The 11789-nt window shown below is 57.1% G+C and carries 12 protein-coding genes; 8 read left to right on the top strand and 4 right to left on the bottom strand.

What is annotated here, in order from left to right:
• Positions 1-994: Tex-like N-terminal domain-containing protein (locus GHO03_RS12000; protein WP_306108793.1), on the bottom strand; the 994-nt coding region annotated here is incomplete at its 3' end.
• Positions 995-1353: 359 nt separating this feature from the next.
• Here GHO03_RS12000 and ompR point away from each other — a divergent pair.
• Together ompR and GHO03_RS11990 are read left to right on the top strand one after the other, a co-directional pair.
• Positions 1354-2094, top strand: coding sequence for a two-component system response regulator OmpR (gene ompR, locus GHO03_RS11995; RefSeq protein WP_095000806.1), 741 nt, complete (start codon positions 1354-1356; stop codon positions 2092-2094).
• 114 nt (positions 2095-2208) lie between these two features.
• Positions 2209-3522: an ATP-binding protein gene (locus GHO03_RS11990; RefSeq protein WP_016783139.1), complete on the top strand. Its 1314-nt coding sequence runs from the start codon at positions 2209-2211 to the stop codon at positions 3520-3522.
• Positions 3523-3591: 69 nt separating this feature from the next.
• On the opposite strand, the gene rimK is transcribed toward GHO03_RS11990, so the two are convergent.
• Together rimK and GHO03_RS11980 are read right to left on the bottom strand one after the other, a co-directional pair.
• Complete coding sequence (gene rimK / locus GHO03_RS11985) at positions 3592-4497, bottom strand: 30S ribosomal protein S6--L-glutamate ligase (RefSeq protein ID WP_016783140.1); 906 nt, start codon at positions 4495-4497, stop codon at positions 3592-3594.
• Positions 4494-4943: an ATP-dependent zinc protease gene (locus tag GHO03_RS11980; RefSeq protein ID WP_169916200.1), complete on the bottom strand. Its 450-nt coding sequence runs from the start codon at positions 4941-4943 to the stop codon at positions 4494-4496. Before GHO03_RS11980 ends, rimK begins: the two co-directional genes overlap by 4 nt.
• A gap of 268 nt (positions 4944-5211) precedes the next feature.
• On the opposite strand from GHO03_RS11980, the gene GHO03_RS11975 reads away from it, so the two are divergent.
• From GHO03_RS11975 to GHO03_RS11965, 3 genes are all read left to right on the top strand, one after another.
• Positions 5212-5619 carry an RNA-binding S4 domain-containing protein gene (locus GHO03_RS11975; RefSeq protein ID WP_095000808.1) on the top strand — a complete coding sequence of 136 codons (408 nt, stop codon included), beginning with the start codon at positions 5212-5214 and terminating at the stop codon, positions 5617-5619.
• Between the two features lie 145 nt (positions 5620-5764).
• Positions 5765-6667 (top strand): Hsp33 family molecular chaperone HslO, encoded by a 903-nt coding sequence (gene hslO, locus GHO03_RS11970; RefSeq protein ID WP_133143895.1) that lies wholly within the window; start codon positions 5765-5767, stop codon positions 6665-6667.
• 179 nt (positions 6668-6846) lie between these two features.
• Entirely contained in the window at positions 6847-8388 is a 1542-nt protein-coding gene (locus GHO03_RS11965) for a phosphoenolpyruvate carboxykinase (RefSeq protein ID WP_095017745.1), read from the top strand.
• 176 nt (positions 8389-8564) lie between these two features.
• Here the strand turns inward: GHO03_RS11965 and GHO03_RS11960 are convergent, their stop codons facing one another.
• A complete protein-coding gene (locus tag GHO03_RS11960) occupies positions 8565-8915 on the bottom strand; it encodes a DUF1493 family protein (protein ID WP_095017744.1) in 351 nt (116 codons plus the stop codon).
• 153 nt (positions 8916-9068) lie between these two features.
• Between GHO03_RS11960 and GHO03_RS11955 the strand changes: the two genes are divergently transcribed.
• The 3 genes from GHO03_RS11955 (at position 9069) to GHO03_RS11945 (ending at position 11707) form a co-directional block, all read left to right on the top strand.
• Entirely contained in the window at positions 9069-9338 is a 270-nt protein-coding gene (locus tag GHO03_RS11955) for a type II toxin-antitoxin system Phd/YefM family antitoxin (RefSeq protein WP_169916159.1), read from the top strand.
• Complete coding sequence (locus tag GHO03_RS11950) at positions 9307-9645, top strand: type II toxin-antitoxin system RelE/ParE family toxin (RefSeq protein WP_095038729.1); 339 nt, start codon at positions 9307-9309, stop codon at positions 9643-9645. Before GHO03_RS11955 ends, GHO03_RS11950 begins: the two co-directional genes overlap by 32 nt.
• Positions 9646-9769: 124 nt before the next feature.
• Entirely contained in the window at positions 9770-11707 is a 1938-nt protein-coding gene (locus GHO03_RS11945) for an ATP-dependent DNA helicase RecQ (protein WP_133143894.1), read from the top strand.
• Positions 11708-11789 lie beyond the last annotated feature (82 nt).

Below are 11789 nucleotides of genomic sequence, written 5' to 3'. Positions count from 1 at the left end.
CAACCTGCACGACCTGCTGCTGGCCGCGCGGGCCAGCCGGCGCGGCCAGCAGCAGGTCGTGCAGGTTGTGGGCGAATACATTGATGGCTTCGGTTTCAGCGGCGTCGCGCAATTCACCCAGCAGGTCGGTTTCGAGGTGGGTGTAGAGCTTGACCTTCCAGGTCCAGCGCACCACTTCGCTCAACCATTTATCAGCCGGGCGGTTTTGATTTTCCAGACCGAAGCGCTGGGCAATCATCATTTCGCCGGGGTGCATCGTGCCGGGCAATTCTTCACCGACTTTGAGCGACGAGCTCAGAATGCCTTCGTTGCGACCGCGGAAAATCGCCAGTGCGCGGTGCGATGGCATGCTTTTGAGCGGTTCATCGTGCTCGAAGTAATCGCGGAACTTGGCGCCTTCCTCTTCCTTGCCGGCAATTACGCGGGCGCTGAGGATGGCTTCCTGTTTGAGGAAGCTGCGCAGCTTGTCCAGCAGGCTGGCGTCTTCGGCGAAGCGCTCCATGAGGATGTACTTGGCGCCATCAAGGGCTGCCTTGACGTCAGCCACACCTTTTTCAGTGTCGACAAAACGGGCAGCTTCGGCATCTGGCGTGAGTGTCGGGTCGTTGAACAGGCCGTCTGCCAGCTCGCCGAGGCCGGCTTCCAGGGCGATCTGGCCCTTGGTGCGGCGCTTTTGCTTATACGGCAGGTACAAGTCTTCAAGGCGGGTCTTGGTGTCGGCGAGTTTGATGTCGCGGGCCAGTTCGGGGGTCAACTTGCCTTGTTCTTCGATGCTGGCGAGGATACTGACGCGCCGCTCGTCGAGTTCGCGCAGGTAGCGCAGGCGCTCTTCGAGGTGACGCAACTGGGTGTCATCCAGGCTGCCGGTCACTTCCTTACGATACCGAGAGATGAAGGGTACGGTGGAGCCCTCATCCAGAAGAGCGACGGCCGCTTCGACCTGCTGCGGGCGCACGCCGAGTTCTTCGGCGATGCGGCTGTTGATGCTGTCCATAAAACCACCTGACAAAATGTGATGCAGGCTCGCAGGCCCGGGCTTGAAGGCTTGCGAGGCTGGTTGAGCAGCCCGGAAGGGGCCGCTGCCTGGGCCAAAAGGGCAGCCTGTTGACCCGTGAAGTCAGCTGATTACGCCAGATGTTGAAAAAATAAATACTGGCACAACCATTGAAAGTTCGAGATTGCCCGACACAAAAGGCCGCGCATTATAACCAGCGTTCCCGGATTCAGGGGATTGCGCGCGGTGGTCTCATTACCTGGTCTAATGTTTAAGGAAGAAAAATCTGCTAACAATGCACACAATGCGTATCGCAGCGGCTGAGCCATAATGCGCGCCGAGATCACAGGAGCATCCTAATGAGCAGCACTGCACAAACGTCTGAAGGCGAAAAAATCCTTATCGTTGATGATGATCCTGGGCTGAGCAACTTGCTGGTACGTTTCTTTTCCAGCAAGGGTTATCGCGCCACTTCCGTGACCAATGCAGCGGACATGGATCGTCGGCTGGCCCGCGAAATGTACCACCTTGTGGTGCTGGATCTGATGCTGCCCGGCGAAGACGGCCTGTCAGCCTGTCGCCGTTTGCGTGCAGCGGGCAATCGCGTGCCGATCATCATGCTGACAGCCAAAGGTGATGAACTTAGCCGTATCAAGGGCCTGGAACTGGGTGCCGACGATTATCTGGCCAAGCCTTTCAACCCCGATGAGCTGATGGCCCGTGTGCGTGCGGTATTGCGTCGTCAGGCGCCGCCGGTGCCGGGTGCGCCGGGTAGCGAAGACGAAAGCGTGACATTCGGTGATTACGAGTTGTCCCTGGCAACCCGCGAACTCAAACGTGGCGACGAAGTTCACATGCTCACCACGGGTGAGTTTGCGGTACTTAAAGCCCTGGTCATGCATGCCCGCGAGCCATTGACCCGCGACAAGCTGATGAACCTGGCCCGTGGTCGTGAGTGGGATGCGCTGGAGCGTTCAATCGATGTCCAGATTTCCCGTTTGCGCCGCATGATCGAGCCGGATCCGTCCAAGCCCCGCTATATCCAGACCGTCTGGGGCGTGGGTTATGTGTTCGTGCCGGATGGCAACGCAACCAAATGACAGATCATTTGTAGGAGCGAGTCGCACTGGTGCTGTCTGGTACCGTGTGGCTCGCGATTTATCTTTTTTTCGGGCCTCGGGGCTCGCTCCTGCAAAGTATAAAAGCGGCTGTCTATGAAAACCCCTGTCTGGTTCCCCCAAAGTTTCTTCTCGCGCACACTCTGGCTTGTCCTGATTGTTGTGCTGTTTTCCAAGGCCCTGACGCTGGTTTATCTGCTTATGAACGAGGACGTGCTGGTTGACCGCCAGTACAGCCACGGCGTGGCGCTGACCCTGCGTGCCTATTGGGCCGCCGATGAGGAAAACCGCAATAAGATCATCGATGCCGTTGATTTGGTTCGCGTCGTGGGCGGAGGTGTACCCGAGGGTGAACAGCACTGGCCTTACAGCGAGATTTATCAGCGTCAGATGCAGGCCGAGCTTGGCCCCGATACAGAGGTGCGCTTGCGTATGCACACATCCCCTGCGCTGTGGGTGCGTGCCCCGAGCCTGGGGGATGGCTGGTTGAAAGTGCCGTTGTATCCGCACCCGCTGCGTGGGCAAAAAATCTGGAATGTACTGGGCTGGTTTTTAGCCATCGGCTTGTTGTCCACTGCTTCGGCGTGGATTTTCGTCAGCCAGCTTAATCAGCCCCTCAAGCGTCTGGTGTATGCAGCTCGCCAGTTGGGGCAGGGGCGCAGCGTGCGCTTGCCTGTCGGCGACACGCCCAGCGAAATGACGGAGGTGTACAGCGCCTTCAATCAGATGGCTGAAGACGTCGAACAGGCGGGCCGCGAGCGAGAACTGATGCTTGCAGGCGTGTCCCATGACCTGCGCACCCCGCTGACCCGTTTGCGTCTGTCTCTGGAGCTGATGGGCAACCACAACGACCTGACCGACGACATGGTGCGTGATATTGAGGACATGGACGCGATTCTCGACCAGTTCCTGGCCTTTATCCGTGACGGCCGTGACGAGCCGGTTGAAGAGGTTGATCTGTGTGAATTGATCCGTGAAGTGGTGGCACCCTATAACCAGAACGGAGAGCAGGTGCGCCTGCGTCTGCAGCCGATTCAGCCGTTTGCGCTACGTCGGGTATCGATGAAGCGTTTGCTCAACAACCTGATCGGCAATGCCTTGCACCATGCTGGCGAAGACGTGGAGGTTGCGGCTTACGTATCGGGTGATGTCAGCGCGCCGTATGTGGTGCTGAGCGTGATGGACCGGGGGGCAGGGATTGATCCTGCGGAGCTGGAAGATATCTTCAACCCGTTTATCCGCGGTGACCGTGCCCGTGGCGGTAAAGGTACGGGGCTGGGGCTGGCGATCGTCAAGCGGATTGCCTCCATGCATGGTGGCAATGTCGAGCTGCGTAACCGCAGCGGCGGAGGGCTTGAAGCCCGTGTACGTTTGCCGCTGGGGCTTATGTTGCCAAGAGGGGCGGTATAGCTTTGACCCTGTGGGAGCGGGCTTGCCCGCTCCCACAACAAGTCTGCTCACCCAAGGGTTGATGCGCTGTCAGCCTTTGCCCTTGGTCCGGGTCATATGCGGGCTGCTGTTTTTTTCCAGGTGCTGGATGATAATCCCGGCCACATCCTTGCCGGTGGTGGTTTCAATGCCTTCCAGGCCTGGCGATGAGTTGACCTCCAGCACCAGCGGGCCGTGGTTGGAGCGCAGGATATCGACACCCGCCACACTCAGCCCCATGACCTTGGCCGCACGAATGGCGGTCATGCGCTCTTCGGGGGTGATCTTGATCAGGCTGGCGCTGCCGCCCCGGTGAAGGTTGGAGCGGAACTCTCCAGGTTTGGCCTGGCGTTTCATGGCCGCGATCACCTTGTCACCGACCACGAAGCAGCGAATATCGGCACCCCCGGCCTCCTTGATGTATTCCTGCACCATGATGTTTTGCTTGAGGCCCATAAAGGCCTCAATCACCGACTCGGCGGCGGTAGCGGTTTCACACAGCACCACGCCGATGCCCTGGGTGCCTTCCAGCACCTTGATGACCAGCGGGGCGCCGTTGACCATTTCGATGAGGTCGGGAATATCATCCGGCGAGTGGGCAAAACCGGTTACCGGCAAACCCAGGCCACGCCGGGACAACAGCTGCAACGAACGTAATTTGTCCCGCGAGCGAGCAATTGCCACCGATTCGTTGAGCGGAAACACGCCCATCATTTCAAACTGGCGCAGCACTGCGCAGCCATAGAACGTGACTGACGCGCCAATGCGCGGGATCACCGCATCAAAGCCTTCCAGCGGCTTGCCGCGATAGTGAATCTGCGGCTTATGACTGGCTATGTTCATATAGGCGCGCAGGGTATCGATCACTACCATCTCATGGCCTCGTTCGGTACCGGCTTCAACCAGACGACGAGTGGAATACAGACGCGGGTTACGCGACAGCACAGCGATCTTCATGCAACACCTGTGGCAGAGGTAGTAGTGACCGGGAATTCCGGCTTGTCTTGTACATATTTTAGTGCAGGGTTGACGACCAATTGGCCGTCGATCAACGCTTTTGAGCCCAGCAACAAGCGATAACGCATCGATTTGCGGCAGGCGAGGGTGAACTCGACCGGCCAGACCCTATCACCCAGCGCCAGGCCGGTGCGGATCACATAGCGAACCTGGGTGTGGCCATTGGAGCTTTTAATGGTTTTAATTGCCACCAAAGGCGCTTCACAGTGACGGTGACGCAGTTGTACCAGGGTGCCCAGGTGGGCATTGAAACGTACCCACTCGACACCGTCGCGCACAAAAGGCTCGATTTCGGTAGCGTGCAGGCTGGAAGTACTGGCACCGGTGTCGATTTTCGCGCGCAGGCCGGCGACTCCCAAATCGGGAAGCGCCACCCACTCGCGCAGACCGACAACGGTCAAGTGATCAAAAGTCTTCAATATAAGTAACCAGCGATTAACGTATTCAGGCCGCAGGAGGAACCCTGCAGGTAAAGCAATCGGCGATGCCGATTTGGCAATGTACAAAGAGCATTCACGCAGAATATTCAGCAAATGGCGACAGTTATCTGCGTGTCCGCTACTCGGCAGGCAGGCATTCTATCGGGACGAATGCTTCAGTTGTTCATTGCAAGTAGTAGTACAGTTCTGACTATTCAAGTGAAGAGGAATTCCAGTGGCGCAAAAGCAGGAAGAGGACGACAAGGTTCGCCTGGATAAGTGGCTCTGGGCGGCGCGTTTTTACAAGACCCGGGCACTGGCCAAGGCCGCGATTGAAAGCGGCAAGGTGCATTGCCGGGGTGAGCGCTGCAAGCCGAGCAAAGAACCTCGCCTGGGCGATGAACTGCAAATTCGTGTTGGCCTTGAAGAGCGCACTGTCGAAGTCAAAGCGCTGTCTGTGGTCCGCCGTGGCGCCCCTGAAGCCCAATTGCTGTACGCCGAAACCGAACAAAGCATCGCCAAGCGCGAAAACGCGGCTGCCATGCGCAAATCCGGGGCCATGGGCATCACGACTGATGGCAAACCGACCAAGAAGCAGCGGCGCCAACTGCATCAGTTTCATGACGCCAGTGGGGGCGAGTGAGCTGGCCAGGGCCCGCAAGCCGTACGTCGAGTCCGTGGCTGCATGGCTTGTAATCATTCAGGTATGGCGCCATATAGGGTCATCAGACCTGCACGATATTTAATGGCGCTTACACATTTTGTCACCAATTCAGAACTCTATTCTTATGTCCGACTTACACAAAACCGATGCCACACAACGCTTTATGTTCGATACCAGCGACGTCCGCGGCGAACTGGCCTCGTTGGAGCACAGCTACGCTGACGTGTTGGCCAAGCACGCTTATCCACAGCCGGTCCAGCAATTGCTGGGCGAGCTGATGGCTGCGGCTGCGTTGCTGGTGGGCAACCAGAAAATCGATGGCTTGCTGAGCCTGCAGGCCCGTTCCGAAGGCCCGGTGCCGCTGCTGATGATCGAATGCACCAGCGACCGGGAAATACGCGGCCTGGCCCGTTTTGACGCCGACCAGATTGCTGCCGATGCCACGCTGGCTGATCTGCTGCCTAATGGCGTGCTGGCCATTACCATTGACCCTACGGTTGGCAAGCGCTACCAGGGCATCGTGGACCTGAACGGCGAAACCCTGGCTGACTGCTTCACCAATTACTTCGTGATGTCCGAGCAAGTGCCGACCCGCTTCTGGCTGGTTGCTGATGGCCAGCGTGCGCGGGGCATGTTCCTGCAGCAGTTGCCTGCCGATGTGGTCAAGGATGAAGACGAGCGCGTCGACAGCTGGGACCGCCTGCTGATGCTGGGCGATACGCTCAAATCAGAAGAGCTGCTGGGGCTGGATAACGAGACCATCCTGCACCGTTTGTATCACGAAGAAACCGTGCGCCTGTTTGATAATCAGGCCATTGAATTCAAGTGCAGTTGCTCCCGTGAGCGTTCGGGCAATGCCCTGACCAGCCTGGGTCATGCCGATGCGCTCAATCTGGTGACCGAGCATGGCGGTCATATCGAAATCGATTGCCAGTTCTGCAACGAGCGTTACCTGTTTGATGCAGCAGATGTCGATCAATTGTTCGCTGGCGCAGGTGTTGAATCCCCTTCAGGCACTCATCACTAAAACGTTTCAGCTCAGGTAAAACACCTGTCAAAGCCCGTTCTTGCGCGGTTCTGACAGGTGGGGCCTACTCTTTTTGGGGTTTTCTGGCATAATCCGGCCCACTTTTTTCGCGGTAGTAGTGCAAACTTTTCTACTACAAAACGTTTGGCGCACTCGGCCAATGGCCGACGGGGAACCTCATGACGCAAGCTAATAACGCCGTGTACACCGATCTGAGCATCGACGATCTGGTCAAAGAAGCCCTGAACCGTGGTGAAGGCGTGCTTGCCGACAATGGCGCACTGGTTGTCGAAACTGGCCACCGTACAGGCCGTTCGCCGGCTGACCGCTTCATTGTTGAAGAACCGTCCACTCAGGCTGCCATTGCCTGGGGCCCGATCAACCGCAAGTTCCCGGCCGACAAGTTCGATGCCCTGTGGGACCGCGTCGAGGCGTTCAACAACGCGCAAGAGCATTTCGTTTCCCACGTGCATGTAGGTGCTTCCGAAGACCACTACCTGGCCGTGAAAATGACCACCCAGACTGCCTGGCAGAACCTGTTCGGTCGTTGCCTGTTCATCAACCCGGCTAAATACAACCCAGCCGGTCGTGATGAGTGGCAAGTGCTTAACGTGGCCAACTTCGAGTGCGTGCCTGAGCGTGATGGCACCAACTCTGACGGTTGCGTGATCATCAACTTCGCCCAGAAAAAAGTGCTGATCGCTGGCATGCGTTACGCCGGTGAAATGAAAAAAGCCATGTTCTCGGTACAGAACTTCCTGCTGCCTGCTGCTGACGTGCTGCCTATGCACTGTGCTGCAAACATTGGCGAAGAAGGCGACGTGACCCTGTTCTTCGGTCTGTCCGGTACCGGTAAAACCACCCTGTCCGCCGATGAAAGCCGTTACCTGATCGGTGACGACGAACACGGTTGGGGCGAAGGCGTGGTGTTCAACATCGAAGGCGGTTGCTATGCCAAGTGCATCGACCTGTCGGAGAAGAACGAGCCGGTTATCTGGAAAGCCATCAAGCACGGCGCCGTGCTGGAAAACGTTGTGCTCGACGCTGCCGGTCACCCTGACTATGCCGATGTCAGCCTGACCCAGAACAGCCGCGCCGCTTACCCGCTGGAGCACGTTGCCAAGCGTTCCGAGAAGAACCTGGGCGGCGAACCAAACGCTGTGATCTTCCTGACCTGCGACCTGACTGGCGTACTGCCACCTGTGTCGATCCTCAGCGAAGAGCAAGCGGCCTACCACTTCCTGTCTGGCTACACCGCACTGGTGGGCTCGACTGAAATGGGTTCAGGCAGCGGCATCAAGTCGACTTTTTCCACCTGCTTTGGCGCACCGTTCTTCCCGCGTCCGGCCGGTGAATACGCAGAGCTGCTGATCAAGCGCATCCGTGGCTTCGGCTCCAAGGTGTACCTGGTTAACACCGGCTGGACCGGCGGTGGCTACGGCGTTGGCAAGCGCTTCAACATCCCGACCACCCGTGCGGTGATTGCTGCGATCCAGAGCGGTGCTCTGATCGGCGCTGAAACCGAGCACCTGGACATCATCAACCTGGACGTGCCTAAAGCCGTACCGGGCGTTGAGACTGTTCTGCTCAACCCGCGCAACACCTGGGCTGACAAAACTGCCTACGACGAAGCTGCCAAAGCATTGGCCGGCCTGTTCGTAGAGAACTTCAAGAAGTTCGACGTCAGCGACGCGATCAAGGCAGCCGGCCCGAAGGCGTAAGTATTCGGTCAGTGTGTTGATCCACAAAAAAGCCGCCTGAAAAGGCGGCTTTTTTGTGCCTGAATTTTTCTGTGGGTATACATCCTGTGGGAGCGGGCTTGCTCGCGATGGCATCGCGGCGGTGAATCAGACAAAACCGCAGCGTCTGCATCGCGAGCAAGCCTGCTCCCACATGCCTAGGCCTCCAGGCCTTGGGTATCCCACTGTCCGCTGCAGATCGCCGCGTAGAGCATACCGATGGTCAGCGGTACTTTGCTTTCCCGACCCTTGGCCTTGCGCTTGAGGTGCGGGTCATTACCGGCGGGCTGGAAATAGCGATAGGCATCGTAGTCCGCCAGTTCCAGGCCAAAACGTTCTTCCAGGGCTTCTATCAAATGCTGGGCATCCGCGCCATTGCAGCCCAAATCAGCATTGATCGCGGTCTTGAGGCTGATGGTCTTGTGTTCCGGCAAGCCGATTTCTTCGTGCAGCAGCTGCAGCAGCTCACGCAGGGTTGGGGTATCCGGGAGGTCTGGGGCGAGGTTCATTATTCATTGTCCCGATTTTCAGTGTGAGCGTTTGTTGGAGTGTCTTTTATGGCGCTGTTAAAAGTGCTATTTTTAGTGCTTGATTGTGTTGGCTCAGCAGCTTACAGATTTAGCAGATGAGTCTTTCCGTATACATAGGCATGAGGCCATATCATGACATTCGCCATGCTCGCTAAAGTCGCTGCGTCAGTAACAGATCTGAAAAAAGACCCTATGGGTACTTATCGTGAAAGCGGTGGTGACCCAATGGTCATTCTCAATCGTAACGAACCTGCGTTTTATATTCTTTCCCCTGAGCGCTACGAGCTGTTGCTGGAGATGATCGACGACGCTGAATTGGCCAGGTTGGTCAAAGAGCGGCGTGGCAATCCTACAATCAAGGTCGAAATTGATGAGCTCATCGCAACTGCCGAGAAAAACTGAGTCGCAGGCAGATGCAATCAAGACTTATACCCTTGAGTTCGAAATTGAAGCAAAAAAGGAGCTGGAAAAGCTGGATAAGGTGCTCCAGATCCAGCTACTAAAGAAGCTCAAGTGCCGGTTGTTGTCCCCAAAGGTTCCGGCCGCCGGGCTCAGGAATATGCCGAACTGTTACAAAATCAAGCTGCGTGCCAGCGGGGTGAGGCTGGTGTATGAAGTGATTGATAACCGTCTGATAGTTCTGGTGCTTGGTGTCGGTCGTCGTGATGACAATGCTGTCTATATCGCCGCGAAGAAGCGTCTGCACTAGTGATATCGGGTAATTTCAAAACACACCTGTATCATCCTCTCTCAATTTGCCCCGACCTTTTCTCGATCGTCTGCAAACTTGGCGTTAAAGTTTTGCGCGTGTGGCGGTCAATGGAGTGACAGTGATGTACAACACCCTGGAACAGGTTTTCGGTTATCCACAATTTCGTGCCGGGCAAGAGGCGGTGGTCAGTGCTGTTTTGGCCGGGCGTTCGGCGGCAGCGATTTTCCCCACGGGCTCGGGCAAGTCGTTGTGTTATCAACTGCCGGCGCTGCTGTTGCCCCACCTGACGCTGGTGGTTTCGCCGCTGTTGGCTCTTATGCAGGACCAACTGGCTTTTTTGCAGCGCCACGGCATTGCCGCCGCCAGTATTGATTCCGCGCAAAGTCGTGAGGACGCCAGCGCCGTGATGGCCCGGGCCAAGGCGGGCGAATTGAAGATCCTGATGATTTCGGTCGAGCGCCTGAAAAACGAGCGCTTCCGTAACTTTTTGCAGCAAGTACCGATTTCACTGCTGGTGGTGGATGAAGCCCACTGTATTTCTGAATGGGGGCATAACTTTCGCCCTGATTATCTGAAACTTCCAGACTACCAGCGCCAGTTCAATATCCCCCAAGCCTTGCTGCTTACAGCGACCGCCACGCCCAATGTGATCGCGGACATGCAGGCCAAGTTCGCGATTGCCGAGACGGATGTGATCACCACCGGCTTCTATCGCGCCAACCTCAACCTGTGGGTTGAGCCGGTCAGCGGCGCGGCAAAGCGCCAGCGCCTGGTGCAGTGGATGAACGGGCGCATCGGCCAGCCGAGCATCGTCTATGTCACATTGCAACGGACCGCCGAGCAGATTGCCGAGCACCTCAGCCAGCACGGTATCAGTGCCAATGCTTATCACGCCGGTTTGCCCCATGAGCAGCGCGAGGGCATTCAGCGCCAGTTCATGGGCGGGCAGCTGAACTGCATCGTCGCCACCATCGCCTTCGGGATGGGTATCGATAAAAGCGATATCCGCAATGTGGTGCATTTCGACCTGCCCAAATCGATTGAAAACTATAGCCAGGAAATCGGTCGCGCCGGGCGTGATGGCCAGCCCTCCGACTGTCTGGTGCTGGCCAACCGCGACAGCCTTAACGTGCTGGAAAACTTTGTGTATGGCGACACGCCCGAGCTTGCGGGTATTCGCTGTGTACTTGAGGAGTTGCGTGGAGCAATACCTGAAGGGCAGTGGGAATTTATGCTGCTGCCGTTGTCCGATCAGAGCAATATTCGTCAGCTACCACTTAAAACCTTGCTGGTGCAGCTGGAGTTGCGCGGCTTGATAGCACCGCGCTATGCCTACTTTGCCGAGTATCGTTTCAAATTCCTGATCGAGCCCGAGGTATTACTGGCCAAATTCGAAGGTGAACGTCAGCAATTTGTCTCGGCCATCATTCAGACCTCCACCCGCGCCAGAACCTGGGCCACGGTAAATTTCGATACCCTGTACGGGCAGCATCAGGCCGATCGCAATCGGGTGGTCAAGGCGCTGGATTATTTTCAGGAGAAGGGTTGGATCGAGCTTGAAAGCAAGCAGATGACCGAGGTCTACAGCCTGCTGGTGAGCGATTTTGATGCCGAAGCATTAAGCCAGGAGCTGCATGCTTACTTCTGTGCCCACGAGAGCGGCGAGATCAAGCGGATTCACGCAATGCTGGCGCTGTTTGCCAGTGATACCTGTCTGAGCTACCGACTGGCCCGGTATTTTGGCGATGACCAGGCACCTCGGCAGTGCGGGCATTGCTCGGTATGCGCAGGGCAGGTGGCGCGTTTACCGGAGCCCCCCGCGCTGGCGCCGCTTGTGGATAAAAACGTTGAAGTACTGTGTGGCGCTTTTATCCACAGGCATCAGGAATACGCAGGAAGTTATCCCCCGGCAGAACGCCTGACCCGGTTTTTATGCGGGATCAGTGTGCCGATGTTCACCAAGATGAAAGCGCGGGCCATTCCGGGGTTTGCAGCGTTGGAAAATTATCCCTATGCCGAGGTTCGCGATTGGGCTGCGAAGCATCTGAACGGTCTGTAATCCAACTACCTGTGGGTGTTGTGGGAGCGGGCTTGCTCGCGATTGGATCGCCGTGGTTTGACAGATAGACCGCGTCGTAGCC

The organism is Pseudomonas sp. FSL R10-1339 (genome assembly GCF_009600545.1).
In the GTDB taxonomy this organism is placed as follows: Bacteria; Pseudomonadota; Gammaproteobacteria; order Pseudomonadales; family Pseudomonadaceae; genus Aquipseudomonas; species Aquipseudomonas bubulae.
Note: the sequence above shows the minus strand (reverse complement) of the source record. Positions and strands in the feature narration are given on the sequence as shown.